We start from the raw sequence: 26,700 nt of genomic DNA, 5'->3' as shown, positions 1-26,700 counted from the left end.
GACGATCACCCGGCTTCGCGGCAATTCAGTTGTTCCCGCGTGTAACGCGCGGGCTGCGCTGCGGCAGTTTCAGGCGCCCGATTGCGTGATCCAACCGGGCGCAAAGCGGGAATCATTGGCCGAAATAAATGGGCCGCAGACCCGGAACATCCGCGCGGGGTGCAGCCAACGTCTGCCCGGACTGCGAAGTTCCTGCGGCCACGCCGCCAAAGCCGCTCGATGCCGCAGTGGAGCGGGCCTCGCGCGCTTCGGCCTGCTGGATCTGCTGAGGGTAAGTCGCCTGGTCGCCGTCTCCGGGCCGGTACCCGGCCTTTTCGATCTGGACGAGGTCATTGCGAACCTGCGCGCGAGTGAGCGCGCTGTTGGACTGAGCCAATGCGAGTGCGGGTGCGGCGAGCGCCACGGCGATAGAGAGGGCCGAAGCCAGAACTTTCACTTTCATGATTCACCTCGAAGGTCAGGAAGCACCGCAAACGGTTGTTTGCAGCAGGTGAATGCATGGTAAATAGGCGACCACTTAAGATAAAGAACCGCACGGGAACAACATTTGTGTCCACCGGGAAAAAGCGGGTTGAGCCTTTCCCCAATTGATTAGCCATCCTTATTTGAAAAGATACCGCATCGACTGCCGCCTATCTTTTCATCGCAACGAACTGTGAGATGCGGGTTGCTCACGACACGCGGGAGGCACGCGGAGCGCTGCGCGCGACTCGCATCGCTATAATCCGGTAACTGGCAGGTTAGCAAGTAGAAATATTCGGCAACCTCTTTGGAAGCGCCATGACGACAACCCGCAAGAAACACCCGTATGTCGCTGCTTCGATCCTGACCCTGCTGTTCTGCCTGCTCGCGGCAACCGCGCACGCGGCTGGCTTCAAGCGCCTCGACATTCCCGCCGACGCCAACGGCCCGGCAATGAAAGCCATGGTGTGGACGCCATGTGCCGAGCCCGCAGAGGATGTGCCGTTCGGTCCGTACATCCTGCACGGGCGGCGCGACTGTCCAACCGTTGGCGAGAAGCTCCCGCTCGTCGTCATTTCGCACGGCCACACCGGCTCATTTCTGGGTCACCATGACCTTGCCGAGACGCTGGCCAACGCGGGCTTCGTTGTGGCCGCAATCAACCACCCCGGCGACTCGTTCGCCGACCCCAGCCGCTCCGGCGATATGTCCGCCTTCATCGAGCGGCCAACCGATATCAAGCGCCTGATCGGCTACATGCTGAGCGCCGCGCCAGACGCCGCGAAAATCGACCCGCAACGCATTGGCTTTTTCGGCTTTTCGCGCGGCGGCTACACGGGTCTGGTGTTAGCGGGCGGCGTGCCGGACTTCCTGCACGCCGATGTGCCGTGTCCGGACCCAAGGCCGTCGGTGTGTGACGAGGTCGAGCGTGGAGACGTGCCCACACAGCCGCTGCCGGCCGACCCGCGCATCAAGGCGTACGTGATCGCCGATCCGTTCAATGTCTTCCCCGCCGCGAGCGATCTGAACAACGTGACAGCGCCCATTCAGGTCTGGGCTTCGCAGTATGGCGGCGACGGCGTATTGCCCCATAGCGCACCCGCGCTTGCGAGGACGCTGCCGCGCAAACCCGACTATCACTTCGTGCCGGACTCGGCGCATTTCGCCTTTCTTGCGCCCTGCGCCGAGGCGATGAAGGAGAAGATGCGCGAGATCTGCGTGGACGAGCACGGTTTCGACCGCGTCGCCTTTCACAAGGCATTCGACGCAAGCGTGCTCGCGTTTTTCCAGGCGAATCTGCGCTAACTTTCCCGCCTCCCCTCACGCGGCCCTGTAGTGCAACCGTCGCGAGATCGCAAGCGCCCGCGCAGTCCGTACGGAATTGCACTTGCGTGCCAATGGGAACGGCCTGGAATCGTTTGCATGGCAGCACGGGCGATCCTCGCGCAGGCTCGCGCGCAGGTAACCCGCCGTGACATTGGTCGCGACGCCCGAGGGATCGACGTCCTGCAGAATCGCGAACGCGATTGTAGACGACTACGTGCGATTCGTGATGGCGGGCCTGGAGGCAATGGCGGCGGCCCACCGCTCAGAGAAGCCCGCGCCGAAAGTCACGGCGCGGAGCAGGCAAACCTGATTGGTGACTGACGAGGTACCTGGGTAGGGCAACCAGCAGTCCGCCGATCGAGAGACACGCGGCGACCGCGTCCTTCGTGAGGATTGGTTTGGCGATGGCGCACTGAGGTTGATGCAGAGTAGACATCGCAGAGGTTCCCGTCCGAGCCCCTCGTCGTATTCAACAGCGCGTCATTCCCCGTCGGCTCTATCCATCGCCGTGTCCATCGTGGCGCCCGTGCGTCTGCCCTCCGGCCGACGAGCGTAATCGTCTAATTCAACACTGGGCACAATCTTCAGTGCCATCCGATTCAACGTCGTGCAACCGTCGACATGGCGCAAGGTCGGGCGTCAGTACGCGTGTTACGTATATAGGCCATGAGCTACAGGACGATGGATACACCATGCCCATGCCTTGCCCGCGACGGAACACCCTCGAAGTACCACGGGAGAACGGATGGCAATGCACGCTAGTACCAGGCGGCCAATACCGCGAAGCGGTTTGGAGTCAACAAGGGACCACGATCAAGTCCTACCCGCTCAGAAGGCCGCGATGGGGATGGCCCGACGGCAGGGACGGAACCCTCTCTTCCCGACAGTCGTCGATGCGCACGCCCCGTGTCTGGCGCGACGAACACGAGCGCAAGCGCTGGGAGCGCGGTGAACTAGAACGTCAGCGCGACGAGGACCGGGGCGACTTCTACCGCTATTTCAGGCCGAAGGATGACCTGCGCACGATAACCGGTCAGCGCGGCCTGCAAACAATCCACGAGTATCTTGCTGATATTCTCGACTTCGTCCACTGGAACCTGCCAACTACAAACGACGATGTCCGGCGCGTTTTGTGCGATGTGGTGCGCAGCGGCCGGCTTGTGCCTTACATGGACAGGGAGTGGACGCGGCGCCCACGCGTGTTCCGGCTCACGCCAGCGCCTCAGTTCCGGCAGTCGGCAAGTGCATCGGGTGGGGGAAATGCGAACCGTCCATTGACATGGGATGAGTGGGTCGCGTTCAAGGCCGCACAGGAGGGCAAAGTGGCTGGAGCGGGGTCTGCCCTGCCTACGGCATTCGATGTGCCCTCGCAGGTAGCCAAAGCCGCAACTGGGCTGACGCAAGCCGTAAGCGGTGCCGCGAGCAGTAGCGAAGGAGATGGAGGCGCAGGACTCTTGGGGTTCGTTGCGTCGGCGGCAGGCGCACTGTTCGTCAGCGGTGACAGTGATTCGGATGGTAACGACGCCGGAAGTGACGTTGGCGGTACGTTCGACAATGACCTGTTCAGTGCGGATTCAAGTACTGACTCGACACCACTAAGTGACGCGCAGCCATTCGGCTATCAGCCACAGCAACTCAACGGCGACGTAGCGGAACTTGCCAAATCAACCAACAATCCCGATTACGCGGCGAAAATGCTTGGCTACGATCGCGACACATTCGGTGATATGGTCCACGTCATGAAGGATGATCTCGACTTGCGCGGTGACGACAATGTCATCTGGCATGACAGCGGCGATATCGAATTTAGAAAAAACATCATCGGCAACATGCACGACTACGCATTCTGAGCGCGAAATGACAAACACTCACCAACTAGCCTATGTGTCGTTCTCTGTTGCCGGAGATAGTCTCCACCCCGAATTTTGGACAGAGTATTTCGGCGTTGCTCCTGATTTTTCCGTCACAAAGGGACAACGATTCAAAACACCGTCAGGGCGCCTTAGCAGCGTGCCAGGTCGGACTGGAGTATGGGGAATTCGGAGCAAGATAGCCGTTTGTAGTGATTTGCTTGAACCGCATCTTCGGTATCTTGTCCGTCATCTGAATCTACCCCGCGCAGACCTTCGCCAACTACTCGCAGACAAAGGCGCACATATGCGCTTCTTCTGTTATTGGGACAACAAAGCCGGAGACCGCGCACCAGATGTGCCCATCGATATTCGCGTCATGATGGAAGCAATGGGCGGCACAGTCGAAATTGACGAGTATCGATAGTACAACGCCGATCCAGCCCCGCAACACCGGTGGCGGCTATCTATGATTGAACATTTCGTTTGCTAGTGCACGTTCAACCTTTTCGCCCTCGCGCCCAATTGATGCCGGCGTCAAGCATGGCTACCCGCGCGACTCTCCAGAACGCTTCTCACCACCGGAACGGCTGAGAACGCGTTCGGCCATCCCGCGTAGTAAGCGAGGTGAGAGACCACTTCGGAAACTTCGTCGGGTTGCAGTCCGTTGTCCATCGCCTTGTTCAGATGGAACGTCACTTGCGCGAAATGTCCCGCGGTAATCAACGACGCAACCGTCACGAGACTCCGGTCGCGCGGCGACAGATCGGGCCGAAGCCAAAGGTTGCGAAACAGAACCTCACCCGTGTCGGCCACGAGACCCGCAGAGGTCGTGCCGACCATTTGCTCCACGGCCTGCGCGCGCTTTTCCTCTGCCTGCATGTCCAGCGGCATCAGCGCGGGCGATTCGCCGGGAAGCTGATCTTCACCAATGGCCCGTTCGGCGAACACGCGCCCGACAGTGGCCGCCGCTGTCGTGCCTTTGCACCAGCCCGCATAGAACGCCAGGTGCGTCACGATTTCCGACATCTCCTTTGGCGTGACACCGTGATCGAGGGCGAAATTCGCGTAGAACGGCAGTGCATCGATCCGCCCCTGGGTGATGACAGCCGCCAGCGTGACAATGCTCCGATCCCTGCGTGAAAGGCCAGCGCGCGACCACACCTTGCCAAAGAGCGCTTCCTGCTCATAGCGGGCCAGTGCGGGGGAGCAGGCGTAGACATCCATAATATTCATTTGCTTTCCTGAAGAAATAGCAAGCGCTCGCAGCGTGCTTCTCGACGATCGGCTCGCAGCTGTCGTCGCGAGTATCACTCGGTGACCAGCGGGCCCGACGTGTATTGCTCGTCCGTGACGGGCTCCATCCATTCGACGTTCTTCCCGTCGAGCATCTCGGTGATCGCGACGTGCGACATCGCGGTAGTCGGCGCTGCGCCGTGCCAGTGACGCTTGCCGCACGAGCAGGCGACGATATCGCCGGCGCGGATTTCCGTGCGTGCACCGCCTTCGCACTGCGTCCAGCCCACGCCCGACAGGACGACCAGCGTTTGCCCCAGCGGATGGGTATGCCAATGCGTGCGCGCACCGGGCTCGAACGTCACGATGGCGCCGCCGACGCGGCCGGGTTCCTCCGCCTGGAACGGGCTGTCGATCCGCACCGAACCGGTGAAGAAAGTCTCCGGTCCTTTGATCGAAGGTTTCGTGCCGTTGCGGATGATGGTTTGTGCTGGCCTGGTCATGATCTGACTCCTGTGCGATCTGGTTGGTCCGATGGTGAAAACACCCAACCGCCAATCTAGTTCCTTGGTCGCGCGCCGACTAGATGGCAAAATCGGCATATATTCATGCTATGGTGCATAAATGGAAATTCCCGACCTGAACGAGCTGATCGCTCTGCTCACCGTGGCGCAGGAGCGCAGCTTCACGCGCGCCGCGCGAAGGCTGGGCGTGTCGCAATCGTCGCTCAGCAGGAGCGTGGCGGCGCTCGAGCGGCGGCTGGGCTCGCTGCTGCTCGTGCGAACCACTCGCAGCGTGTCGACGACCGAGGCCGGTCAGCAACTATTGAACGGCGTCGCGCCCAAGCTCGAGGAGATCGACGCCGAGTTGCGCGCGATTGCCGAGTTGCGCGAGCGTGCCGTGGGCACGGTGCGCATCACGGCAACGGACTACGCGGCGAACCAGTACATCTGGCCGAAACTACAAGGGGTGCTGCGCGAAAACCCGGATCTGCGTATCGAACTCATCAACGATTACGGATTTACCGACATCGTCGCCGACCGGTTCGACATTGGCGTGCGTCTTGGCGATCAGGTGGAAAAGGACATGATCGCCGTGCGCATTGCGCCGGACGAAACGCTGGCGATCGTATGCAGTCCGGATTATCTCGCCAAGGCGCCGCCGCTTGCACATCCGCGACAATTGACGGCGCACAACTGCATCAATCTGAGGCTACCCCGCACGGAAACCGACCTGCCATGGGAGTTTCACAAGGGCAACAAACACATCGAGGTCAAGGTTCGCGGCCAACTCGTTTTCAATAATTCGTATCAGATGCTCGACGCGGCCTTGCGCGGCTTCGGACTCGCCTACATTCCGCGTGCGCTGGCCGAGAACCATGTGCGCGAAGGCCGCCTGCAATGGGCGCTGGAAGACTGGTTTCCCACCTTTACCGGCCACCACGCCTACTACGCGACGCGGCGCCAGTCCGCGCGCTCGGTACGACTCGTCATCGCCGCGCTGCGCGATGGCTCGGCCGAATGAATCTGGTTAGCGAAATGCCTGCCGGATGCCCAGCGCAATCATGAGACCTCCACACGTGAGGTCGATCCATGCTTTCGCGCGACGATACGCCGTCGCAATCGCCGCGTGCGATAGAACGAGCGCGACGGCTCCATACCAGCACGTCGCTGTTGCACCGACCGTAGCCAGCACCGCGAAGAACGTCGGCGTCGAAACGTGCGTGGGCACCGCTGAGGAAAACACCGCCGCATAAAAGGCGATGGACTTCGGGTTCGCGATATTTGTCGCGATACCTTGCAGGAACGCGGCACGAAACAGAGGCGCCTTCGTTGGGTGACAGGCTCCCGATGGGGTTGCCCGGGCCGACATAACGAGCCGCAGCCCGAACACGATCAAATAGGCCGCGCCAGCAAGCCGGATGCCGACAGCGAGCCACGGGAAAATAGCGAACACCATTCCGATGCCGAGGATGGCGCAAGTCGCCCAGAACAGATTCACCGTCACGATTCCGGCGACAAGCGCGAGCGCATCGGAGCGTTTTCCGGCTACCGCCTTCTGGGTGATCGCGACGAAGTTCGGCCCGGGTATGACGACAGCTGCCGCATAGACAGAAAAGACGGTCGCAATAGCCGACGAATTAACCATTTGTAGCCTCAGTGAATTGTGGTTGCACAAAACGTGGCGTTGCTTTCGTCCCTGGCCGCCCGTAAGCGCCACGCAAATCTCGTTCGCAAGCGTGCGCGGGTCGTCCCAAAGCCGCCGCCTAGGTCCTGGAGCGTTGTCGTCCTGGCCATGCCGCCAATGCAACATCAGCCAAACGCTTCAATGTCTCGGAGCACGCACCGTCACAGGCCTGCGCGGACATGCCCTGCACGACGGCGGCATAAAAGCGCGCGAGTGCCTCGGTGTCGGTCCCGGTTGCCAGCTCATCCTCCGCGACCGCGCGGTCAAAGCGTTGCTTGATCGCCTGGATTGCGAGATCGCGCCGTGCAGCGACCTCTCGCGCGGCGGCGTCGCTTTTGTCGCCATGCTGAAGAACGGCCGTTGACACCATGCACCCCCGTGGCTTGCCGGGGTCCGTAAAACCCGCAGCTGCGTCGTGCAAGTAGAACGCTATCGCGTCGTAAGCCGACAGATGCCCTAGCAGCGCGCCAAGTCGATTTTGGTTCTCACGCTCACTGTTACGGTCGAGGGCCTGTCTGAACAGATCGTCCTTGGAACCGAACGTCGCGTAGAGCGACGGCGGCGTGATGCCCATGGCCTCGGTCAGGTCGGCGATCGATGTCCCCTCGTATCCTCGCTCCCAAAACAGCCGCGCCGCGATATCGAGCCCGACATCGCGGTCCAGCGTCCTCGGCCGGCCACGCTTTCGAGGTGATCCAGTCATTTTATATCAAGTCCTATAAAAATCGTTGACAGCGCTCCCCGCCACTCAATATTATAGTGACCACTAGCCAATTCATTGAAAACGGAGTGATCGATGTCTGAAAAACTTTCTGGCAAGGTTGCCCTTATCACCGGAGGCTCACGTGGGATCGGCCGTGCGGCAGCGCTGGCCTTCGCACGAGAAGGCGCCGCTCTGATCGGCGTGCACTATGGCGCCAACGTCGATGCGGCCGCAGCAACGATCCGGGAGATCGAGCGTCTTGGTGCCAAAGCCGTCGCGATCAAGGCCGATCTGAGAGGTGGCAAGGAAGCGACTGACAGCCTTTGGGACCAGTTCTCAAGGGCCGCTGCCGCCGCGACCGGTGAGCCCCGGCTTGATATTCTTGTCAACAACGCCGGTGTGGCACCTGCCCAGTCGCTCGCGCAGACCAGCGAGTCCACCTTCGACGAGTTGCTGTCGATCAACTTCAAGGCGCCCTTCTTCTTGATCCAGGCCGTTGCCGATCATATCCGCGATAACGGACGGATCATCAACATTTCGACAGGCTTCACGCGTGTCGCGGCACCGACACATCCGGCCTACGCGGCAACGAAAGGCGCCATTCAAACCCTGACGCTCGCGCTTGCACCCGAGTTCGGCCCGCGCGGCATCACGGTCAATACGGTCATGCCGGGCGTCACGGAGACCGACATGAATGCGGACTGGCTCGCGATTCCCGAAGCGCGAGCCGGTGCGCAAGCCCTTTCAGTGTTTTCTCGTCTCGGTCAACCTGCCGACGTGGCAGACATCATCGCCTTCGTCGCGTCGCCAGACGCCCGATGGATCACGGGACAGGTCATCGACGCGACGGGTGGCGCCCGGCTCTAAAACCTGGGGTTGCCGCAAGGCGCGGATTGCGAAGATGCCGCCACCCACCGTATCCAGGCGGGAACGGCTTCATCGCTTGCAGCCGCGCCAATGCATTGGCTTGCTCATTCCTTGCTCTCGGGAAACATACATCCGCCGTTGCGCACCAACGCCCTTAACTCCTCGCTCACCTGCATGGGGTTTCGACTTAATCGGGCAAGGAACGCCTTACTGCGCCGCACGTATGACTTCGAATCGTGCTTCGCACTCCAAATCACGATGTTCAGCACGATCGGAATGAGGTCCAGGCCCTTCTCGGTCAGCGTGTAGAAGTCCTTGCGCCTGTCGTCGGGGTTGGGCGCCCGCGAGAGAATGCCTTGCTCTTCAAGAAAGGCAAGGCGGGACGCGAGGACATTGGTCGCGATTCCCTCTTCAGACCTCAGGAACTCGCCATACGTCTTCTTGCCATCGAAAACGATGTCGCGAATGATCAAGAGCGACCACCGGTCGCCGAAGATCTCCACGCCGTAGTTCACCGCGCAATGGGACCGAATGTCTGCTTTATTCGTCGTCTTCATGGCTCGATTTTAGCATCGCTTGCGTGTTGCAAGTAAAAATAAGTTTTTTACTTGTTTTTTGCAAGCAATATGGCTAGCATGGTTTGCACGCTGAGCGCGGTTGCTGGATCGCGCCGGCACTCCATGGATGATCGACCCCATACGAGCAAGGAAACGCGAAATGAAAATCGGCTTTATCGGCGCCGGGCCAGTTGCCCAAACAATCGCCAAACACGCCCTGGTGGCAGGTCACCAGGTTGTACTTAGCAACTCGCGCGGGCCCGAGTCACTCGCCGCCGTCGTGGCGGAGTTGGGTTTCGGCGCTGTCGCCGGAACGGCGAAAGAGGCCGCTGAGCAGGACCTGGTCGTGCTTGCCGTCAAATGGTGGAACGTACAGGCGGCGTTGTTTTCCGTCGGCAACTGGACGGGCCGGATCCTTGTGGATACCACCAACCGCGTTGCCAGCGTCCAGCCTTTGGCGCGCGGCGACATTACCGGCCGGACGTCGAGCGAGATCGTCGCCGATCTCGCTCCGGGAGCGAAGGTCGTCAAGGCGTTCAACACCGTTCCAATCTCCTGGATAGCGGATTTCTCGCCGTCAAAGCCAAAGACCACGTTCTTCGTGTCCGGGGACGATGCCAGTGCCAAAAAGGTGGTAAGCGACCTGATCGATGAGTTCGGTTTCTACAGTCTCGATCTAGGCTCCCTCGCAGAGGGCGGCCGACTCCAGCAACTCGGCGGACCGCTCGTGGGGGTCAATCTAACGTTCAGTGAACGATTCGTCCTCCCTACGATCGACTGACCGGGGGACGGCGCACTTCACAAAGAACCTGCGGCGAATGTGGCTTACTGGTCTCGATAGGTCAGGTCTTGGAGTTCGCGCCCGCCCCGGGGGCGCGAACGTCCTGTTTGCGGCCTTGGTTGATCGAATGGCGTGACCGGCCGGGCGTGGCGCTTCAGCGTTGTCAGAGTTGCGCGAGGCCGCCGTCAACGGCAACCTCGCTGGCGGTCATGAAACTGCTGTCCGGCGACGCGAGAAAGGCGGCCGCCGCTGCGATCTCCGCCGGATCGGCCATGCGCTGGAGCGGCGTCATCGAGGCGAAGACCTTCTGGCCTTCCTCGCCTAGCGCTTCCTTGGCGAGTTCGGTCGCCGTCGCCCCGGGCGACAGCACGTTGACCCGGATGCCTGTGCCCTTCAGATCCTCCGCCCAGGTCCGCGCGAGGTTGCGCACTGCCGCCTTGCTCGCGCTGTAGGCGCTCATTGCCGGGGCGCCCGTGGTGCCGGCGCTCGATCCGGTCAGGATGATCGAACCGCCCTTGCCCATCAGCGGCAGCGCCTTCTGTACCGTGAAGATCGTACCCTTTACGTTGGTCCCGAACGTTTCGTCAACATGCTCGGCAGTGATCTTGCCCAGCGCAAGCTGGCTTCCCGCCCCGGCATTGGCGAAAACGATGTCGAGGGTTCCGCGCTCGGCCTTCACCGCCGCGTAGAGCCGGTCGAGGTCGGCCAGATCGGAGACCGAGCCCTTCACCGCGCGGGCATTGGGCCCGAGGTCGGCAATGGCGGCGTCGAGTGCTGCCTGCCGCCGGCCGAAGATGAAGACGAACGCGCCCTCTTCGATGAAGCGCTTTGCTGCCGCACGCCCGATGCCGGTAGCGCCACCGGTGATCACAGCGGTCTTTCCATTCAGTCTGTTCATGTCATGCATCCTGCGTTGGAGTTGTCTGGAAGCAGGGACCTGTATTCATGAACCACGCGAACACATGGAACCCGCGCTCTCTAACCATGAGTGCCGAAACCAAAGCGACAAGCTCGATTCTGGAGGTCTTGATTTATCAAGCCAATTGACTAAATATCTATCACTGCCATCTATTCTTTAGATACGTATGCTCGACAATGTCACGATCAATCAGCTTCGGGCCTTTGTTGCCGTGTGCGACCAGGGAAGCTTTTCCGGGGCTGCACGGGAGCTAAGACGTGCACAGTCGGCGATCAGCCACGCGATCAGCGCGCTCGAGAGTGCCTTCGATGTGTTGCTGTTCGAACGCAACGCCCGCAAAGCGACGCTGACGGCAGCGGGCCGCAGCCTCCTGCCTGATGCTCGCGGGGTGATTTCGCGCACCGAGGAAATGAAGATGCGCGCGGTGGCGATTGCTGAAGCCGGGGTGCCACAGGTCTCGATTGCGGTGGATACCTATTTTCCGCGCGCGCACCTGATCGAATGCCTGCGCAAGCTGCAGTCGGACTTTCCGACCGTTGCAATCAATCTGCGCATGACGACCATGCAAGGCGGTGAGCGCCTGGTTCTCGAAGGAACGTGCGCCTTGGCGGTGACGATCACCGACGTACCGGAGCTAAGCCCGGACACCATGGAAAGGCAGCATTTATGTGACGTGCAGATGGTGACCGTTTGCGCGCCATCGCATCCGCTGGCCGCAATCGCGGGGCCGATCCCGCGGGAGGAATTTGGCCGGCACATCCAGCTCGTCGTCACCGACAATCAGCCCGATGCGCAAAAGTCACAACAGGGGGTCGCCGGGGAACACCAGTGGCTCGTGAACGACCTCGGCGCGAAGCACGATTTGCTCAAGGGCGGCTTATGCTGGGGGCACATGCCGCATCATGTGGTTGCGCAAGACCTTGCGAACGGAACACTGGTCGAACTCCAGCGGCGCGCATGGCACATGCGCACCCTCACGTTCATGATCTCGCAGCGGCGCGGGTACTCGTTTTCCGAATGCGAGACACGGCTGGTTGCGCTCCTTGGCAATCGTCATCGCTTTTCAAAGGGTGCCGGCAAGCGCTCCGTCTCACACGCCGGCAAAAAAACGTGAAGTGCCGTCACGCGTGAGCAACAGCCCCTACAGCCTGTTGCTCCTCGACGAATGTCCTCACGGATTCGCGCGCCCCCGCCTGCACACCGGCTACCACGGCACCCGCTCACGCGCCGTTCAAGTGAAGGCGCGCTGAACTATCCCAAATTCAGCAACAATGCCAGGAGACAATCCGGCCTTGAAAATCGGGGAAAACCCCAGAAATCGCCCGCTGCACAAGACATTGCGCCCTTTGTTACGTTTTCGCGACACTCATTTTTTTTTCGTTTCTTGAGTTAGTGGGCCGTCCCTTATCCTCCGGCGCGCAACAAGAAATAAGTCATTCCAAAAGCTATTCCTGGGACCCAGAAATACAGATGAAGAACATCACTATCAAGGCAACGGTTATCGCTGTTGCCGCATTCGCCGCATCCACGGCAGCTATGGCACAGTCGTCGGTCACCCTGTACGGCATGCTTGACGCAGGTATCAGCTACACGTCGAACGTCGGTGGTCACTCGCAGGTCGCCCTCGTTGGCGGCGCCTCCGGTTCGAACAAGTGGGGCCTCCAGGGTCAGGAAGACCTCGGCGGCGGCCTCAAGGCAGTCTTCAAGCTCGAAAACGGTTTCAACATTGCCAGCGGCGGCATCGGCGGCCAGGGCCCCATCGGCTCCTCGCGTTCGCTGTTCAACCGTCAGGCTTTCGTAGGCCTGACGTCGGATCAGTACGGTACGCTGCGTCTGGGTCGCCAGATCGACGCCGTGACGGAAATGGTTCAGGGCCTGACGGGCGACGCCATTTCGGCATCGACCTTCTCGACCCCGGGCGACGTGGACAACAACGACAACACGACGAACCAGAACAACGCGGTGAAGTACATTTCGCCGATTTTCCACGGCTTCCAGGCTGAAGGCGCGTATTCGTTCGGCGGCGTTGCCGGCGCCATGGGTTCGGGTCAATCGTGGTCGGTCGCTGCGGACTACGATCAAGGCGGTCTGACGGTCGCCGGCGGCTACTTCAAGGCGACGAACCAGGGTGAGGCCGGCTGGCAGAACGCCACGGCGCAACCGTCGTTCGGCGGCGCGCTGGGCTATCCGAGCTCGGGTTACTACGGCGGCAATGCGTTCAAGAGCGCGGGCATCGCTCAAGTCGCCGGCCAATACCAGTTCGGCAAGTACACGGCTGGCCTGCGCTACTCGAACGCTCAATACCAGGGCAACGATGGTCAAGAGTCGATTCACTTCAACGTGATCGGCGCCCTTCTGCAGTACCAGGCAACCCCGGCGCTGTCGCTGGCTGCGGGTTACACGTACGTCTACGGTTCGGAAGCCACGCCTGCGCAAGCCGCTGAGGGCCGTACGATGGCGTCGATCAACCAGGCGTCGCTGGGTGCTACGTACGCGCTGTCGAAGCTGACCTCGGTTTATGTCATGGGCGCCTACGTTCACGCTCAGGGCGCTCAGGCTTCGGCTGCCGACTTCGGCAACACCGCATCGGGCGGCAACCAGGTTCAAGCCAACATCGGCATGTACCACCGGTTCTAATCGCAGGTTCGGAAGTCCGGCGTAGTCGACGCACTACCCGGACAACGAAAAACCCGCTAGCGCATCGCACCCCAAAAATTGGACATCGATCCAATCTTTGGGGTGTTTTTCATGAACCGCATGGATTTCCTGAAGACGTCGCGATGGGAGTGCGCTATTGCCGCGTGAGCATGAGGTTCAGGTTCTGAACCGCAGCGCCGGATGCGCCCTTGCCGAGATTGTCGAAAACCGCGGACAGCAGGACCTGCCCGTGTTGCGCGTCGTGAAATACGCTCAGGTGCATGTCGTTCGTGCCGTTCAGCGCTTGCGGATCGAGGTGTTTCAAGGCGCTCGATTCGTGCAGCGGCAAGACGCGTACGTGCGTTGCCTCGGCATAGCGGCGTGCGAGGCATGCGTGCAACGCGGCGCCATCCACGCCGGGTGCCAGCAGCCGCGCCGCCAGCGGCACCGTCAGCACAATGCCCTGGCGGAACGCTCCGTACGCGGGGACGAAAATGGGACGCTGCGCAAGCGAGGCGTGCTGCTGAATCTCCGGCGTGTGCTTATGCGCGAGTTCCAGGCCATAGACCTGGTATGAAGGCGCGCTGGCAGCGCCCGGCCCCTCATGTTCCTCCACGCCGGCACGCCCGCGTCCGGAGTAGCCGGATACCGCATGAATACTGATCGGGTAATGGCCCGGTATGAGCCCGGCCTGCACCAGCGGACGCAGCAGGCCAACCGCACCGGTCGGATAGCAACCCGGATTGGTGACCCGCGATGCGCTCGCAATCCGCTCGGCCTGCCCTGGCGTCATTTCCGGAAAACCGTAAGTCCAGTCCGGTTGTGTGCGGTGGGCGGAGCTCGCGTCGATGACCCGGACGGCAGGATTGACAATGGCGCCCACGGCCTCGCGCGCGGCGGCATCCGGCAAGCAGAGGATGGCGATGTCGCAGGCGTTGATGGCTTGCGCGCGACGCCGCGAGTCCTTGCGTTCGGCATCGGCCAGTGTGAGCACGCTGATGTCGGTCCGGTTGCGCAGCCGGTCGTGGATTTGCAGCCCGGTGGTGCCTTGGTCGCCGTCGATGAAAACTACGGGAGGGCTCATACGTGGATGACTCCGCTGACTATGGGTGGTAACAGGTGAAACGAGGCCCTATGTTGCGCGGACGGCTAGAATAGGAAAAGTTGCATTTCATAACGCAAACATTCAGCTTTTCTGAATCTGGACGCCGTCATGCGAGAGATCAGCCTCGACCGCCTGCGCACGCTGGTCGCCGTAACCGACCGTGGTTCATTTGCCGACGCGGCGCGTGCGTTGCACCTGGCGCCGCCAACGGTCAGCCTCCACATCGCCGAACTCGAAGACCGCATTGGGGCGCCGCTCCTGTTACGCAAGCGCGGACATGTGGGACCCACTTCGATAGGCGAGGTGCTGGTGGAGCGCGCGCGCCGGCTGCTGGCAGACGCGGAGCAGGCGTTAGACGATATTCAGCGCCAGGTGGAGGGGCTCGAAGGGCGCGCGCGTCTCGGCGCGTCCACGGGCGTGATCGCGCACCTGCTGCCGCAAGCGCTCGAGGTCCTGCGCGAGCACCATACCGCCATCGACATTCAGATCGCCGTGCTGACTTCGCAAGAAACGCTGTCCCGGCTGGCGGATGGCACGCTGGATGTCGGCCTCGTCGCGCTGCCTCAGCCCCCGGTGGCTGGCCTCGTGATCAAGCCCTGGCGCCGCGACCCCGTGATGGCCTTCGTGCCGGCGCATTGGCGGTGTCCGGCCCGCGTTACTCCTGAATGGCTCGCCGCCAAACCGCTCATTCTCAATGACGCGACCACGCGTCTCTCGCGTCTGACCGCGGAGTGGTTCGCGAGCGCAGGGCACCATCCTGCGCCGCGCATTCAGCTCAACTACAACGACGCGATCAAGAGTCTGGTAGCGGCAGGTTACGGTGCAGCGCTGTTGCCTCATGAGGCCACTACGCCATTACCCGACGACAGGCGCGTGCTCATGCGGGCGCTGCGCCCGGCGTTATGGCGACGGCTCGGCATTGCACATCGCGCGGGGCATGTTGAGCGTTCCACGCAACACGTACTCGACGTGTTGTGGGATTTGCGATTGGCGTAGGCGGCCGCGCGAAGCGATCGACGAGATCCGGTCGTCGCCATGAATCAAAGCGACAAGCCTCTACCGGCCCATGCCGTCGACGGCCGATACCATTCCCCTTTGGAGCAGGAACCCGTTCGTTCGGGCAGCGGTGTCCAACCCGAAAGCGGAATGAAATAAATTGCCTCGGCAGCGTGTTCGGCATCGCGCCGGCGTGCGCCGAATGTCGTCTCGTGCCGCCGGACCGGCATCGAAGAGAGCCGCCGGGCCGCGTTGCGGCAGTCGTTGCCGGCGCAAGCGTCGGCGGGTCGAGCGCTTGCGTTCGGCCGCATACCCAAGGGGTTTCCCGCCGCTTGAATGTCATCAGCCGCGTAGTAGGATTAGATCATCGAAAAACGAAACAAAGGTCCCGCCATGGACACGACCGCAAGGCACGCGACGGCCATCGCATTGCTTGCAGTGGGATGCGCAATATCGGCGGCGTCCCACGCCTATAGCAAGGAGGAAGACGCCGCGGCGCAGGACCGCGAAGTCCAGGCGGCCTATGACCGGGGCTACAAGGCGGCCAGAGAGGAGATGGCGCAGGCGGGCACGCCTGCTCCTGCCGCGGCGCCGGCTGTTGCGCCCGCGAAGAAGACCGCGGGCGCCGCAGGACAGAAGCCGATCCTCGACATCAAGCACACGTATAGCGACGCGGGCGAGGTCTCGACGGTCATGACCGTGCCGGTCGTGGTCAAGCCGCTCGCGGATGAACAAGGCGGACAAAACGCGCAAGGGACGCAGGAGGCGCAAGAGGCGCAAGACGTGCAAGATTCCGCCGCCGCGGCGCCGGCCGAAGCCGCGGCTCCCGCACAGGCGAACGCACAAGCGAGCGCACGCGCGAACGCTGCCAACGCCAATGCAGCGCCTGCCCCTGCTGCCGGGCAAGCGCAGCCCCGCGCCTATGCGCAGGCAAGCGCGAACCACCGCGCAGTCGCGGCAACGCCGCCCGCGCAGGACGACGTTGCGCCGCCGGAGTCACTGGCGAACGACGAAGCCGTCGACGAGTCGGAGCCGCCGCGCTCCGCGCAGATCTACTCGACACAGGGCCAGGGTTACGCCCAGCCCTACTCCCAACCAGCGCAACCTCGGCTACCGCCGCAGGCGCAACAGCAGGTCCAACAGCCGGTTCAACAATACGCGCCGCCGCCCCAGCCGTATGGTTACGCCCAGCAGCAGCCAGCGTATGCACCGCAGCGGCCGGTCGACGCGCAACCGCCTGCCTATGCGCAGCAGCAACCGCCGGTGTATGCGCAGCAATACGCCCAGCAGCAATATCCGCAGCAGCAGCCCGTGTACGCGCAGCCCCGGCCCGCTTACTACCCGCCGCCCGCACCGTATGGCGCGCAGTACCAGCAACCGCCGGCGCGCTGGGTGTACTGGTCGCCCCAGTACGGGCGCTGGATGTACTACTGAGCGCCGGCTACCAGCGCGCGTCGTTCATCTGGCAGGCGAGCAGGCAGCCGAGCGCGGAGATCGTACCCACCGAGCCGATACCGAAACCCAGGGCAAGGTTTTCCGCGGTCGTGGCGCAGCCCTGCAGCGTCAGCGTCGAGCTGAGCAGCATCGGCAGCAGGAGTTGACCCAGGATGCGCGAACAGGTTGGGCGTCGTTGTGGCATAAGGCGTGAGTCCGGGGAGGATTCTTTTGCGGGATGTGAGGTTGTCAGCTTACTGGCTCGCCTCATTCGCATTCCCGGGAGCAACGTGTCACAACGGCAATCCCTTACCGATTCCCTCGCGGCGGTAAGGAAGTGAGGGGCCGCCGGAATTTACGCCTTAGAACCCGTGCCGGGCGCTGATCGCCGCCCCCGTATCGCGCGACCGCGTGAGCGGTAGATGCGCATCGGCAGAAAGATCCCAATCGCCAACCGTGGCAAGCGGCGGCGCTTGCGGATGAAGGGCCTGGTTCGGGATCCCATTGCTGTCGACCTGGGCGCCGGGCGTGCGCAGCCCGTTGCCCGCCGCGTCGAGTGCGCTATCGGTGTCGTCCGGAGTGCCAGGCGTTGCAGCAGTGGTTTTCGCCAGATGCGCGTCGTACTGCCTTTCAAACGGCGACTGATATTCGTAACGCTTCGCAATGGCGGACAAGGACACCGAAGGCGCGGCCGCGACGGCATGTGGCGGGGCGTCGTGGCCCCTGGCGTGTTTCTGGACGTGCTTCTGGACCGGCTTCTGGGTGTGCGCCGCCTTGGCGGGTTCGGCCGCCGAGACGCTGGCGAGCGCCAGGAGAGCGACACCCAAAAGCCATCCCTGAATCGGATGCTTCATGGAACGAAATCTGCGGTTAAAAACTGGTGCCGCATCGAATCGCTGCGCAGCACTCGCCCCTGGAGTCTAGAACAATCAGAAGTACGACCAATCGGGGTCTTCCCTCGTCTTTCGCTCGCATCTTCATGCCGGCAACGCAGCGCTTCGTTATCCTCGCTATCTTCGCTACCCTCGCCATTCTCGTTATCCCGCACGCACCCGCCGACGTGAATCCGGCGGCAGGCGCGACGTTGTCCAATCAAAAAGCGACCGTCGTACGCAGGCCGAGCACCGCCTCGTCGCCAATGCGGCGCGACGGATTTTGCGGGTCGGGAATGCCGCCTGCGGGTCGGAAGAAGTACTGAAAGTCCGCCTGCAATTGCCACCACGGCGCGATCTGATACTGATACGTCGCTTCAAGAACCGTCTCGGCGCTGCGCGACGGGTAGCCAGGCGTCGAGACCGCCTGGGCGCTCGCGTAGTCCTGCGCATGCGAGCCGATATGCGCGTAGCCCACGGCCAGGCCGGCCACGTCGTTGTCGCGCCCCTTGAACGGCGCCTTGAGCGTCACGCCCGCGTTGACCCCGAGGTCCACGAGGTTGCGGTCGCCGGGCGCGCCCATCACGCGCGCGAACACGCCCACCGACTGCGGACTATCGGCGCCCGCACGCCACACCATCTGGTCCGCCACGGCATAGATGCTGTAGTTGCCGCGATAGCTCACCGGGCCGCCCACGCCCGTCACGCCCGTTGCCGGATCGGCAAAGCGGTTGCTGTTGTACCAGAAGCCGAGCTTGTAGGTCCCGGGCAACCCATTTGGTTTGGGATCCGAATTATTTTCAGGCGGCTGATTGATTGCATACTGAATCTCGCCGATCACCAGCGCGCCATTGCCGAGGTTGAAATTCGTGCCGCTCGCGTTGAGCTTTTGCGGATCGCCCTCGCCCGGCGCCGGGTTGCCGTCGAATACGCCGCCAAGCACGGTGATCGCATCCGTAGGCGTGGCGCGCACGCGTACGCCGAGCGATGAAAGCGGGTACGCGGGGCCGCCCGCCGGCAGATCGACGGACGGCAGCACCGACCAGCCGAACGTCGCGTTCATGAACGTATTCGCGTACTGGCTGATCATGAACTCCTGGTCGAGGCTTTGCTGACCGACCTTCACGTCGACCTTGCCGCCAGGCAGCGTCTGCTGGTACCACAGTTCCCACAAGCGGGTCGAGGCATCGGCTTCGATGCCGCTCGCGCTCTGCAGCGTTTGCAGATTGCGCGCGCTCAGGCTCGTGCCGTGAATCTGGAAGCCGGACACATTGAAGATACCGCCCGGCAAACCGAATGCCTTTTGCGTGTCCATGCCGAGGCTGAACTCGGTGAGCCCTTGGTAGGCGCCTCCCCGGCTCGTGCCGCCGCTCACGTTACCCATGTACTCGCTGGTTTCCTGCAGGCCGAACGACAAGCCGTACTGCGCGAGCCACGGCCGCAACCCACCCATATCGCCGAACAGGTTCGATCGTTCCCAAAGGCCCGTGGGCGCGGCCGCGCTCTGATCGACAGCGGGCGACGGCTGCTGATCCGCCGTGCCGGACGACGAAGCGGGTGCAGCAGGCGAAGCCGACGAAGCGGCGGGTTGAGCGGGCGCGCCCTCGCCGCTCGTCTGCGCGAAGGCGGCTGGCACGACGCCCAGTGAGAGGACAGCGCTCAACGTGATGGGGCCGCCCAAACCGGGCAGCCTGCTTTTGAGGATGTTTTTCATAGTATTTGTGGGGCTATGGTCAGTTGCGAACGAGTCCGCAATTCAACGCAGAGCGTGCCTGCGAAGCTTGATGAAACTGTGTCCGGCGCGCAGGTTTTCTACGCGAAGCGTGAACGCGGCCATAAAGGGCGCTCCGGTTCGCAAGCACAAGCGCAGGCGCACAGCAGCGAAACGAGCGCGGCCGCCACTACGGTCGCGCCGAGCAACGCGTAACCCGTAGGCGTGAGCGGGTGCCCTGCGTGAACGGTGCGCAACGCGCCGCGCGCCGCCGTATGCGCGGCGCGGCGCGCGAGGTGCAGCGAACGGCGGCGCGCGCCCTCGGGCGCAACGCGAACCGCAGCCGCGCAAGCAAAGCCGTGCAGGCAGGCGAGCGCCGCTGCGGCCACCAGGATCCGTGCGCGGCGGCAGCCAGCGCGCAACGCGCGCCGTTGAAAGACAGGAAAGAGAAAGACGAACATCATCCCTCCGCGTTGGCCGCAGTGATAAGCGGACGAAATGCGAAAGCGCAGCCATTCGTGCAAGCCAGCTTGCAAATGGCAATCGATCAGAGGGAGCGTGCTGCTGAGAGACTGGCCGCCGCAGTCGCCATGGCGACCGGGACCAGTCTGTAACGAAGCGCGCTAACCCGGCGTAAGCGAGTTAGCGGCGAAGGAGCGAACCTGCGGCGACTATCTCGCGGTTGTGTTGCCGGCGTTGGCCGGCATCGGACTTCCACTACTGGAACATGCGTCCACGGAGGACTCCTTTGCTATGACGGGGCGGATTGTATTGGGCACGCAGATAAAAAAGCAAGTAAAAAAAGCATAAAGACGAAACCACTGCAACAGCGCCGTCTCGTCAATTTTCTTTCAATCGCGCTTCTCCCGCCTTCAAAACTTAATCTCTGCTCTGCTTAGCAATTTCGGTTGACTTCGCGTTTTTACCGAGACTAGAATTCGCCCGTCTTCTCAATGGGGCTAATGCCTTGGACAGTAGCAGTAGTCGATCTTCGAATAGTTTCGCTGCCTGACCGGCAGGACATCCGCGCCCTCTCCCGAGCCGCCGTCCTGCCCTCAGGCAGACGGTGCGCGCCGTAGCAGCTTTCCTTCGTGCACCCCAAACCATCGCGCCATGCAGACGCGGGCTTCGCACGCGTTCGCATTGGTACGACCTTGCGAGCGCTTACGCTCGCGGCCGCCGCTCGCCCGGCCCCCCATCGCACGGTGCACCGGGGCGCCGGCGTGCGCCCAGCATGAAAAGGAGCCGACATGCCCGACAGTGACAGTTGTCCTTACCCCTTGCCTTCAGGCTTGCCCGAACGGAGCACGTAGACCGATGCCACTGCGCCGCAGTGCGGCGACCGGACGTCTGCGGACTTTGCTCTCGCCCATACACGCCAGACATCCGGAGAAACATCATGATTTTCGGTCTGCTTTTGTCGCACCTGCCTCACGTCAACGAGGCGCGCCCGCACTACGAAGCGCTACTGTCGCTCGAACCTGTCCGCCGTCGCACATTGAAAGACCTGTGGCGCCGCATCAGGTCCCGGCTTTCTTAAGTTCTGCAAAACTCCGGTCACGAAATATCGCCATCGTTGAAAAACGGTGGCACGCCTCCGATCGCGACCGTGAGTTGACCATTCGCTTTCACGCCCTTTTCGTTTCGCCACAGGTCGACGGATCCCGCTATACACGCACGCCGATCCGCGACTCCGCCTTGAATGAGTTTGAATCTCATGCAAAACCTCAAAACGATCACTCCCGGCGTACTGCAAACGCCGCCCCGCGCCGGCCAGGAAGTGCTGTGCGTCCAGCACGTTTGCCGCGGCTTCGGCAAGACCCCGGGCGAGCAACTGGTGCTCGACGATGTGGACGTCACGCTGCGCGAAGGCGAGATCGTCGGCCTGCTCGGCCGTTCGGGCTCCGGCAAGTCCACGCTGCTGCGCATCATCGCAGGCCTGATTCCGCCCACCAGCGGCAACGTGAACTACCTCGGCAAGCCGCTGCGCGGCCCGGCCGAAGGCGTCGCGATGGTGTTCCAGACCTTCGCGCTATTTCCGTGGCTGACGGTGCTGGAAAACGTCGAGGCAGGACTGGAGGCGATCGGCGTCGGACCGCACGAGCGTCGCAAGCGCGCGCTCGCCGCCATCGACCTGATCGGCCTGGACGGCTTTGAAAACGCCTATCCGCGCGAGCTTTCGGGCGGCATGCGTCAACGCGTCGGCTTCGCACGCGCGCTCGTGGTCGACCCCACGCTGATGCTGATGGACGAGCCCTTTTCCGCGCTCGACGTGCTCACGGCCGAAACGCTGCGCACCGACCTGCTCGACCTGTGGACGCAAGGCCGTCTGCCGATCAAGTCGGTGTTGATCGTCACGCACAACATCGAGGAAGCGGTCTTCATGTGCGACCGCATTCTCGTGCTCTCGTCGAACCCGGGCCGCGTGGTGGCCGAAATTCCGGTGCCGTTCAAGCACCCGCGCAATCGTCTCGATCCGGCGTTCCGCGCGCTCGTGGACGACATCTACGCGAAGATGACCGCGCGCGCGCCGGGCGCCCCGGCGAAACCCGAGCTCGAGGCGGGCAGCTGGCTGCCCGGCGTGTCGATCAACCTGATGGCGGGCCTGATTGAAACGCTGGCCGCGGCGCCCTACAACGGGCGCGCGGACATGCCCGAAATCGCCCGCACGCTGCAACTGGAAGTCGACGACCTCTTCCCGATTGCGGAAATGCTGCAGCACCTCGGCTTTGCGGAGGTCAGCGAAGGCGACGTGGTCCTCACGCATGCGGGCAAGACCTTCAACGAATTCAGTACGCAAGAGCGCAAGCTGATGTTCGCCGAGCATCTGCTGCGCAACGTGCCGCTGGCCGCGCGCATCAATACGGTGCTTAACGAGCGCCCCGGACATCGCGCGCCGCGCGTGCGCTTCGAGCAGGAACTGGAGGACCTGCTCGCCGACGACGCCGCGCAGGAAACGCTCGACGCCGTGATCGCCTGGGGCCGCTACGCCGAGATCTTTTCGTATAACGACAAGACCGGGATCTTCAGCCTGGCCGATGTCGAAGCCTGACGCCCGAGTCCCGTCCCGGTTTTCCCGCCGTCCGGAATCGCCGATCGCACGTTTGTAAACAGTGGTAATATTCCGGACGCAAAAATTCCGTCGGAGCGCTGAAGGTCGCGGGTCGGTCATCGCGGCCCCGTCCTGCCGTTCCTGTCGAATTGCTTGCACTGCTTACAACTAAAGCGTCAGCGATTGCCCATGCGCAATACGCGCGCGACGGCCCGTCACGCGGCGGGCGACCCGGGAAACCATGAAAGTCCGTAACGCCCGCCTCTGGGCGCCCAGAGGCCCGCGCCGCTGGTTGATCGCCGCTGGCGCGCTCGCGCTCGCGAGTGCCATCCGCTTCGCCCTGCACCCCCTGCTCGGCCCGATGATGCCGGGCACGACATTCTGTATAGCCGCTTCGCTGGTCGAATACTTCCTCGGCCTCGCGCCTGCGCTGAGCGTGATGGTGCTCGGCCTGGCCATCGCGGACTATATGTTCGTGCCGCCCTACAATTACATTACGTTCCTCGACACCCACGATCTGATCCTGCTGGTGTCGTATCCGCTCGTCACGATCATCGTCATCACGCTGATCGAGCGCCTGCGGCGCGAGCAGTTTCGCGCGCAGCTGATCACCTCGGTCGCGCAGTCCCGCTATGAAATGCTGCTGCGTCACGACAACGAGCGCGCGCTGGCACGCCGCGCCATCGACGAGACGCATCGCCTGCTGCGCCATCTCGCGCAGCATCACGAGGGCTTCGTCCTCATCAAGGGGCTCGAGCGCAACGCCGCCCAGCGTGCGAGCGTGGGGCAGAGCATGTCGCAAGCGCTGCCGGCCGCCGCCGAAGTCGCGCCTGGCCCGCTCTTCGACGCGCTCCACCCCGACGATGTCCAGCGTCTGACGCATGCACTCTCGCCGGGCCATCATCGCGTGCGTCTGCGCAGCGAGCAGCCGAGGCGCGAGTACCGGCACGTCAATTGCAGCTGCGAACGCTTCACCACTCACGCGGGCGATTTTCTCGTGCTGCGCACGGAGAGCTGACATGGCGACGCTCGAAATGGAGCTGGCCGCGACCGCCGCGCCAGCCGTGCAGTCCACGCGCTTTTTCTGCGAAGGCGACAGCCACGCCGTCCTCATGCTTCACGGCCTGTCCAGCTCGCCGATCGAGCTGCGCTATCTCGCGCGCTATCTTCAAGGCGAAGGGTTCACGGTGTGCGCGCCCGTCATCGACGGGTATAGCGCCGGCACGGGCCAGCTGCCGATGGAGCAATGGGTCGCAAACGCCGCGCGCGAATTCGACGCCCTCGCGGCACGCTACGAGCGCGTCTCGATCTGCGGCCTGTCGATTGGGGGCGCGCTCGCGCTGCGTCTCGTTCGCGAGCGGCCCCAGGCGCAGTCGCTCGTCCTGCTCTCGCTCACGCTCGCCTACGACGGCTGGGCGATCCCGTGGTATCGCTTCCTGCTCGACTGGGCGTACTTCACGCCGCTGCGCCACCGCTACCGCTATCGCGAGGCGGAACCATTCGGTGTGCGTAACGAGGCGCTGCGCAAGAAAATCGCGCGCGCCATGCAACGCAGCGACTTCAGCGAAGTCGGCCCTTCGACGATTGCGCTGCCCGCCCTGCACCAGGCGCTGCGCCTCGCGCGCGCGGCCCGCAAGGACGTGCCCGCGATCGAAAACGACACGCTCGTGATCCACGCGATCGACGACGAAACGTCGAGCCCGCGCAATCCGCGCCACGTGATCGACCGCATCGGCTCGAATTTCCTGCGCACGCTGTGGCTCGACGACTCGTATCACATGATCACCTCGGACAACGAACGCGAGATCGTTGCGCGCGAAACGGCCCTGTTCCTGCGCGAGAGCGAAGTCGCGCGCGGCGCGAAAGACGCGCCGGTCGTCTCCAAGGCGCTCGCCCGGCGTCTGCGCCAGCTGGCGGCAGTGGGAAGGAAAAATACGTGAAGCCAGCCGTAGCACTGAAAGGGCTGGCGTGCGTGGCCGCGCTGACCCTGGCCTCGCACGCGTGGGCCGACTCCGATACGCCCAGCACCGCCACGACCGACTCGCCGTGGAAAATCTCGATCGGTCCCGGCGCGTATTTCGCGCCTGAGTATCCGGGCGCGCGCCACATGAAGTTCTATCCTTTCCCGTCGCTCGACATCTCGTACCGCGACCGCTTCTTCTCGCAAGGACCGGACGTGCTGGGCGTGAACGTGATTTCGGCGGAGAACTACCATGTCGGCGCTTCGCTGAGTTTCGACTTCCAGTCGCGCACCGTCTCGGACGACCCGCATCTGCACGGCTTGAGCAATGTCGACGACGGCCCGAAGCTGCGCCTCTTCGCCGATTACACGCTGTGGGCATTCACGGGCGCCGTTGCCATGTATCAGGACATTAGCGGCCACGGACAAGGTACGACGGCAACGGCGGATCTTTACGTGTCGCTGCCGCTAACGGGGTGGCTGTTTTCGGTGGGACCGGGGCTCACATGGGCCAACGGCGTCTACACGCGCACGTTATTCGGCGTGACGCCCGACGAGAGCGCGGCATCCGGTTTGCCGGCTTATTCGCCCGGCGCCGGCATTCGCGATCTGCACATGACGGTCTACGTGACGCACGACTTTTCGCAACACTGGGTCGGCTCGGTGAACGCGACGTTCGGACGCCTTCAGCACTACGCCGCCGACAGCCCGATCACCGAGAGCCGCCGCGAAATCACGGCTTTCGCGGGGCTGAATTACCGGTTCTGACACGCGCCGGGTCGCGCCGCCTCAAAACCGCTCGACGCGGAATGGCCGCGGGTCCACCACGGTCGGCGCGCCCGTCATCATTTCCGCGATCAGGCGCCCCGTGACCGGGCCGAGCGTGAGACCGTGGTGCGCATGGCCGAAGGCGAACCAGAGGTCGTCGTGCCTGGGCGCGGGCCCGATGATCGGCATCATGTCGGGCGTGCAAGGGCGGCGGCCCAGCCACGGCTCGGCATCGAGCCGCGCGCCCAGCGGGAAAATGCCGCGCGCGAGCGGTTCGACCGCTTCGAGCTGAACAGGCGTTTTGGGCGAATCGCGCAAGCCGAGTTCGACGCCCGTCGTGAGGCGCGTGCCGCGCAGCATCGGCGTAATCAGGAAGCCCGCTTCGGCGTCGAGCACGGGCTGGTTCAGCTTCGCACCGTTCGTGACCGCGTAGTGCATGTGATAGCCGCGCTTCACGGCGAGCGGCAACGCGTAGCCGAGCCGAGCCGTGAGATCGCCCGACCACGGCCCCATGGCGATAACCGCCGATTTCGCCATGACGGGCCCGTCCTGTGTCATGACGCGCCACGACGGTTCGAGCGTCGCGGCGTCGCCTACCAGCACGCGGCCGCCTAGCTGCTCGAAAAGCTTCGAGTACGCCGTGACCAGTCCCTTCGGATCACTAACTGAATCAGAATCGGTGTAGCGCACACCGCCCACCAGCGTGTGGCTCAGCGCGGGCTCGGCGGCACGCAGCGCCGCGGCGTCCAGCGCCTCGTGGCCCACGCCGTACTCGCGCTGCCAGCGCTGCGCCTCGGCCACCGTGGCGTCCAGCGCGGCCGAGCTGCGAAACACCTTCATCCAGCCGTTCGTGCGCAGCAGCGCCTCGGCCCCCGCCGCCTCGATCAGTGCGCGATGCTCGGTCACGCAGTGTTCGATGAGCGTGGCATACGCGCGCGCGATTTCGGCGTGCCGGTCGGCGCGCGAATGGTGCCAGTAGCGGTAGAGAAAGGGCAGCAGCTTCGGCATGGCCCCCGGGTGATAGCGCACGTCCGTCGAGCGGTTGCGCACATAGCGCAGCAGCGTGGATAGCTCGCGCGGAAACGCGTAGGGATAGACGCCCTCGCGCTGAATCAATCCCCCGTTGCCGTGCGATGTTTCATTGCCCGGCGCCCTGCGGTCGACGAGCGCGACCGAGAGGCCGCGCCGCTGCAACTGCAAGGCCACCGACACACCGACAATACCGCCGCCAAGCACGACCGAATCGAATTTCATCACGCAATGTTCCTGGCTCGAAG

At 63.1% G+C, this 26,700-nt stretch carries 27 protein-coding genes; 14 read left to right on the top strand and 13 right to left on the bottom strand.

Annotated features, from left to right (window positions below; genetic code table 11):
- Positions 1-112: 112 nt before the first annotated feature.
- The gene (locus FAZ97_RS26140) at positions 113-442 is read right to left on the bottom strand and encodes a DUF4148 domain-containing protein (protein WP_407671906.1); all 330 of its coding nucleotides are present in this window, start codon (positions 440-442) and stop codon (positions 113-115) included.
- Between the two features lie 338 nt (positions 443-780).
- Between FAZ97_RS26140 and FAZ97_RS26135 the strand changes: the two genes are divergently transcribed.
- The 3 genes from FAZ97_RS26135 (at position 781) to FAZ97_RS26125 (ending at position 4,065) form a co-directional block, all read left to right on the top strand.
- Positions 781-1,767, top strand: a complete 987-nt coding sequence (locus FAZ97_RS26135; protein WP_158761407.1) for an alpha/beta hydrolase family protein — start codon at positions 781-783, stop codon at positions 1,765-1,767.
- A gap of 914 nt (positions 1,768-2,681) precedes the next feature.
- Positions 2,682-3,638: a hypothetical protein gene (locus FAZ97_RS26130; protein WP_158761406.1), complete on the top strand. Its 957-nt coding sequence runs from the start codon at positions 2,682-2,684 to the stop codon at positions 3,636-3,638.
- A complete protein-coding gene (locus FAZ97_RS26125; RefSeq protein WP_325073251.1) occupies positions 3,535-4,065 on the top strand; it encodes a DUF4279 domain-containing protein in 531 nt (176 codons plus the stop codon). The genes FAZ97_RS26130 and FAZ97_RS26125 overlap by 104 nt, the downstream gene beginning before the upstream one ends.
- Before the next feature lie 110 nt (positions 4,066-4,175).
- Here the strand turns inward: FAZ97_RS26125 and FAZ97_RS26120 are convergent, their stop codons facing one another.
- Positions 4,176-4,865 carry a carboxymuconolactone decarboxylase family protein gene (locus FAZ97_RS26120; protein WP_233271903.1) on the bottom strand — a complete coding sequence of 230 codons (690 nt, stop codon included), beginning with the start codon at positions 4,863-4,865 and terminating at the stop codon, positions 4,176-4,178.
- An 83-nt stretch (positions 4,866-4,948) separates the two neighbouring features.
- The gene (locus tag FAZ97_RS26115; protein WP_158761403.1) at positions 4,949-5,377 is read right to left on the bottom strand and encodes a (R)-mandelonitrile lyase; all 429 of its coding nucleotides are present in this window, start codon (positions 5,375-5,377) and stop codon (positions 4,949-4,951) included.
- A gap of 121 nt (positions 5,378-5,498) precedes the next feature.
- On the opposite strand from FAZ97_RS26115, the gene FAZ97_RS26110 reads away from it, so the two are divergent.
- Positions 5,499-6,398, top strand: a complete 900-nt coding sequence (locus FAZ97_RS26110; protein ID WP_158761402.1) for a LysR family transcriptional regulator — start codon at positions 5,499-5,501, stop codon at positions 6,396-6,398.
- 6 nt (positions 6,399-6,404) lie between these two features.
- Here FAZ97_RS26110 and FAZ97_RS26105 read toward each other — a convergent pair whose 3' ends face one another.
- Positions 6,405-7,022 carry a LysE family translocator gene (locus FAZ97_RS26105; protein WP_158762419.1) on the bottom strand — a complete coding sequence of 206 codons (618 nt, stop codon included), beginning with the start codon at positions 7,020-7,022 and terminating at the stop codon, positions 6,405-6,407.
- 118 nt (positions 7,023-7,140) lie between these two features.
- Positions 7,141-7,764, bottom strand: coding sequence for a TetR/AcrR family transcriptional regulator (locus tag FAZ97_RS26100; protein ID WP_158761401.1), 624 nt, complete (start codon positions 7,762-7,764; stop codon positions 7,141-7,143).
- A 93-nt stretch (positions 7,765-7,857) separates the two neighbouring features.
- On the opposite strand from FAZ97_RS26100, the gene FAZ97_RS26095 reads away from it, so the two are divergent.
- A complete protein-coding gene (locus FAZ97_RS26095; protein WP_158761400.1) occupies positions 7,858-8,631 on the top strand; it encodes an SDR family oxidoreductase in 774 nt (257 codons plus the stop codon).
- 104 nt (positions 8,632-8,735) lie between these two features.
- On the opposite strand, the gene FAZ97_RS26090 is transcribed toward FAZ97_RS26095, so the two are convergent.
- Positions 8,736-9,188 (bottom strand): winged helix-turn-helix transcriptional regulator, encoded by a 453-nt coding sequence (locus tag FAZ97_RS26090; RefSeq protein WP_158761399.1) that lies wholly within the window; start codon positions 9,186-9,188, stop codon positions 8,736-8,738.
- A gap of 160 nt (positions 9,189-9,348) precedes the next feature.
- Here FAZ97_RS26090 and FAZ97_RS26085 point away from each other — a divergent pair, with 160 nt between their 5' ends.
- Positions 9,349-9,969, top strand: coding sequence for an NADPH-dependent F420 reductase (locus tag FAZ97_RS26085; RefSeq protein ID WP_158761398.1), 621 nt, complete (start codon positions 9,349-9,351; stop codon positions 9,967-9,969).
- 163 nt (positions 9,970-10,132) lie between these two features.
- Here the strand turns inward: FAZ97_RS26085 and FAZ97_RS26080 are convergent, their stop codons facing one another.
- Positions 10,133-10,867 carry an SDR family NAD(P)-dependent oxidoreductase gene (locus FAZ97_RS26080; protein WP_158762418.1) on the bottom strand — a complete coding sequence of 245 codons (735 nt, stop codon included), beginning with the start codon at positions 10,865-10,867 and terminating at the stop codon, positions 10,133-10,135.
- Between the two features lie 187 nt (positions 10,868-11,054).
- Here FAZ97_RS26080 and FAZ97_RS26075 point away from each other — a divergent pair, with 187 nt between their 5' ends.
- Positions 11,055-12,002, top strand: a complete 948-nt coding sequence (locus FAZ97_RS26075; protein WP_158761397.1) for a LysR family transcriptional regulator — start codon at positions 11,055-11,057, stop codon at positions 12,000-12,002.
- Positions 12,003-12,358: 356 nt separating this feature from the next.
- Positions 12,359-13,525 carry a porin gene (locus tag FAZ97_RS26070; RefSeq protein ID WP_158761396.1) on the top strand — a complete coding sequence of 389 codons (1,167 nt, stop codon included), beginning with the start codon at positions 12,359-12,361 and terminating at the stop codon, positions 13,523-13,525.
- Positions 13,526-13,679: 154 nt separating this feature from the next.
- On the opposite strand, the gene argC is transcribed toward FAZ97_RS26070, so the two are convergent.
- Positions 13,680-14,609 carry an N-acetyl-gamma-glutamyl-phosphate reductase gene (gene argC, locus FAZ97_RS26065; protein ID WP_158761395.1) on the bottom strand — a complete coding sequence of 310 codons (930 nt, stop codon included), beginning with the start codon at positions 14,607-14,609 and terminating at the stop codon, positions 13,680-13,682.
- A 129-nt stretch (positions 14,610-14,738) separates the two neighbouring features.
- Between argC and FAZ97_RS26060 the strand changes: the two genes are divergently transcribed.
- Positions 14,739-15,626 (top strand): LysR family transcriptional regulator, encoded by an 888-nt coding sequence (locus tag FAZ97_RS26060; protein WP_158761394.1) that lies wholly within the window; start codon positions 14,739-14,741, stop codon positions 15,624-15,626.
- A 393-nt stretch (positions 15,627-16,019) separates the two neighbouring features.
- The gene (locus FAZ97_RS26055; RefSeq protein ID WP_158761393.1) at positions 16,020-17,060 is read left to right on the top strand and encodes a hypothetical protein; all 1,041 of its coding nucleotides are present in this window, start codon (positions 16,020-16,022) and stop codon (positions 17,058-17,060) included.
- 7 nt (positions 17,061-17,067) lie between these two features.
- Here the strand turns inward: FAZ97_RS26055 and FAZ97_RS26050 are convergent, their stop codons facing one another.
- The 4 genes from FAZ97_RS26050 to FAZ97_RS26035 all read right to left on the bottom strand — a co-directional run bounded on the left by FAZ97_RS26050 (position 17,068) and on the right by FAZ97_RS26035 (position 20,107).
- Positions 17,068-17,265 carry a hypothetical protein gene (locus tag FAZ97_RS26050; protein WP_158761392.1) on the bottom strand — a complete coding sequence of 66 codons (198 nt, stop codon included), beginning with the start codon at positions 17,263-17,265 and terminating at the stop codon, positions 17,068-17,070.
- A gap of 157 nt (positions 17,266-17,422) precedes the next feature.
- The gene (locus FAZ97_RS26045) at positions 17,423-17,914 is read right to left on the bottom strand and encodes a hypothetical protein (RefSeq protein WP_158761391.1); all 492 of its coding nucleotides are present in this window, start codon (positions 17,912-17,914) and stop codon (positions 17,423-17,425) included.
- 238 nt (positions 17,915-18,152) lie between these two features.
- On the bottom strand, positions 18,153-19,646 hold the full coding sequence (locus FAZ97_RS26040; protein WP_158761390.1) for a carbohydrate porin: 1,494 nt from the start codon (positions 19,644-19,646) through the stop codon (positions 18,153-18,155).
- Positions 19,647-19,744: 98 nt separating this feature from the next.
- Positions 19,745-20,107, bottom strand: a complete 363-nt coding sequence (locus tag FAZ97_RS26035; protein ID WP_158761389.1) for a hypothetical protein — start codon at positions 20,105-20,107, stop codon at positions 19,745-19,747.
- A 1,253-nt stretch (positions 20,108-21,360) separates the two neighbouring features.
- Here FAZ97_RS26035 and FAZ97_RS26030 point away from each other — a divergent pair.
- From FAZ97_RS26030 to FAZ97_RS26015, 4 genes are all read left to right on the top strand, one after another.
- A complete protein-coding gene (locus tag FAZ97_RS26030) occupies positions 21,361-22,695 on the top strand; it encodes an ABC transporter ATP-binding protein (protein WP_158761388.1) in 1,335 nt (444 codons plus the stop codon).
- Positions 22,696-22,936: 241 nt separating this feature from the next.
- Complete coding sequence (locus FAZ97_RS26025) at positions 22,937-23,713, top strand: DUF4118 domain-containing protein (protein WP_158761387.1); 777 nt, start codon at positions 22,937-22,939, stop codon at positions 23,711-23,713.
- A 1-nt stretch (position 23,714) separates the two neighbouring features.
- Positions 23,715-24,635: an alpha/beta hydrolase gene (locus tag FAZ97_RS26020; RefSeq protein WP_158761386.1), complete on the top strand. Its 921-nt coding sequence runs from the start codon at positions 23,715-23,717 to the stop codon at positions 24,633-24,635.
- Positions 24,632-25,423 (top strand): MipA/OmpV family protein, encoded by a 792-nt coding sequence (locus FAZ97_RS26015; protein ID WP_158761385.1) that lies wholly within the window; start codon positions 24,632-24,634, stop codon positions 25,421-25,423. The genes FAZ97_RS26020 and FAZ97_RS26015 overlap by 4 nt, the downstream gene beginning before the upstream one ends.
- A gap of 21 nt (positions 25,424-25,444) precedes the next feature.
- On the opposite strand, the gene FAZ97_RS26010 is transcribed toward FAZ97_RS26015, so the two are convergent.
- Positions 25,445-26,677, bottom strand: a complete 1,233-nt coding sequence (locus tag FAZ97_RS26010) for an NAD(P)/FAD-dependent oxidoreductase (protein WP_158761384.1) — start codon at positions 26,675-26,677, stop codon at positions 25,445-25,447.
- Positions 26,678-26,700 lie beyond the last annotated feature (23 nt).

The sequence above is a fragment of the Paraburkholderia acidiphila genome (genome assembly GCF_009789655.1).
Classification (GTDB): Bacteria; Pseudomonadota; Gammaproteobacteria; order Burkholderiales; family Burkholderiaceae; genus Paraburkholderia; species Paraburkholderia acidiphila.
This window is presented reverse-complemented; position numbering and strand designations above follow the sequence as displayed.

What these genes read in the sequence shown, in the direction of transcription:
- FAZ97_RS26020 (WP_158761386.1), top strand. Translation starts at nt 23,715, where the DNA reads ATGGCGACGCTCGAAATGGAGCTGGCCGCGACCGCCGCGCCAGCCGTG.
- FAZ97_RS26100 (WP_158761401.1), bottom strand. Translation starts at nt 7,764, where the DNA reads ATGACTGGATCACCTCGAAAGCGTGGCCGGCCGAGGACGCTGGACCGC.
- FAZ97_RS26120 (WP_233271903.1), bottom strand. Translation starts at nt 4,865, where the DNA reads ATGGATGTCTACGCCTGCTCCCCCGCACTGGCCCGCTATGAGCAGGAA.
- FAZ97_RS26080 (WP_158762418.1), bottom strand. Translation starts at nt 10,867, where the DNA reads ATGAACAGACTGAATGGAAAGACCGCTGTGATCACCGGTGGCGCTACC.
- FAZ97_RS26060 (WP_158761394.1), top strand. Translation starts at nt 14,739, where the DNA reads ATGCGAGAGATCAGCCTCGACCGCCTGCGCACGCTGGTCGCCGTAACC.
- FAZ97_RS26130 (WP_158761406.1), top strand. Translation starts at nt 2,682, where the DNA reads ATGCGCACGCCCCGTGTCTGGCGCGACGAACACGAGCGCAAGCGCTGG.
- FAZ97_RS26045 (WP_158761391.1), bottom strand. Translation starts at nt 17,914, where the DNA reads ATGAAGCATCCGATTCAGGGATGGCTTTTGGGTGTCGCTCTCCTGGCG.
- FAZ97_RS26035 (WP_158761389.1), bottom strand. Translation starts at nt 20,107, where the DNA reads ATGATGTTCGTCTTTCTCTTTCCTGTCTTTCAACGGCGCGCGTTGCGC.
- FAZ97_RS26115 (WP_158761403.1), bottom strand. Translation starts at nt 5,377, where the DNA reads ATGACCAGGCCAGCACAAACCATCATCCGCAACGGCACGAAACCTTCG.
- FAZ97_RS26075 (WP_158761397.1), top strand. Translation starts at nt 11,055, where the DNA reads ATGCTCGACAATGTCACGATCAATCAGCTTCGGGCCTTTGTTGCCGTG.
- FAZ97_RS26010 (WP_158761384.1), bottom strand. Translation starts at nt 26,677, where the DNA reads ATGAAATTCGATTCGGTCGTGCTTGGCGGCGGTATTGTCGGTGTGTCG.
- FAZ97_RS26090 (WP_158761399.1), bottom strand. Translation starts at nt 9,188, where the DNA reads ATGAAGACGACGAATAAAGCAGACATTCGGTCCCATTGCGCGGTGAAC.
- FAZ97_RS26135 (WP_158761407.1), top strand. Translation starts at nt 781, where the DNA reads ATGACGACAACCCGCAAGAAACACCCGTATGTCGCTGCTTCGATCCTG.
- FAZ97_RS26070 (WP_158761396.1), top strand. Translation starts at nt 12,359, where the DNA reads ATGAAGAACATCACTATCAAGGCAACGGTTATCGCTGTTGCCGCATTC.
- FAZ97_RS26105 (WP_158762419.1), bottom strand. Translation starts at nt 7,022, where the DNA reads ATGGTTAATTCGTCGGCTATTGCGACCGTCTTTTCTGTCTATGCGGCA.
- FAZ97_RS26110 (WP_158761402.1), top strand. Translation starts at nt 5,499, where the DNA reads ATGGAAATTCCCGACCTGAACGAGCTGATCGCTCTGCTCACCGTGGCG.
- FAZ97_RS26030 (WP_158761388.1), top strand. Translation starts at nt 21,361, where the DNA reads ATGCAAAACCTCAAAACGATCACTCCCGGCGTACTGCAAACGCCGCCC.
- FAZ97_RS26140 (WP_407671906.1), bottom strand. Translation starts at nt 442, where the DNA reads ATGAAAGTGAAAGTTCTGGCTTCGGCCCTCTCTATCGCCGTGGCGCTC.
- argC (WP_158761395.1), bottom strand. Translation starts at nt 14,609, where the DNA reads ATGAGCCCTCCCGTAGTTTTCATCGACGGCGACCAAGGCACCACCGGG.
- FAZ97_RS26025 (WP_158761387.1), top strand. Translation starts at nt 22,937, where the DNA reads ATGAAAGTCCGTAACGCCCGCCTCTGGGCGCCCAGAGGCCCGCGCCGC.
- FAZ97_RS26050 (WP_158761392.1), bottom strand. Translation starts at nt 17,265, where the DNA reads ATGCCACAACGACGCCCAACCTGTTCGCGCATCCTGGGTCAACTCCTG.
- FAZ97_RS26055 (WP_158761393.1), top strand. Translation starts at nt 16,020, where the DNA reads ATGGACACGACCGCAAGGCACGCGACGGCCATCGCATTGCTTGCAGTG.
- FAZ97_RS26095 (WP_158761400.1), top strand. Translation starts at nt 7,858, where the DNA reads ATGTCTGAAAAACTTTCTGGCAAGGTTGCCCTTATCACCGGAGGCTCA.
- FAZ97_RS26125 (WP_325073251.1), top strand. Translation starts at nt 3,535, where the DNA reads ATGATCTCGACTTGCGCGGTGACGACAATGTCATCTGGCATGACAGCG.
- FAZ97_RS26085 (WP_158761398.1), top strand. Translation starts at nt 9,349, where the DNA reads ATGAAAATCGGCTTTATCGGCGCCGGGCCAGTTGCCCAAACAATCGCC.
- FAZ97_RS26040 (WP_158761390.1), bottom strand. Translation starts at nt 19,646, where the DNA reads ATGAAAAACATCCTCAAAAGCAGGCTGCCCGGTTTGGGCGGCCCCATC.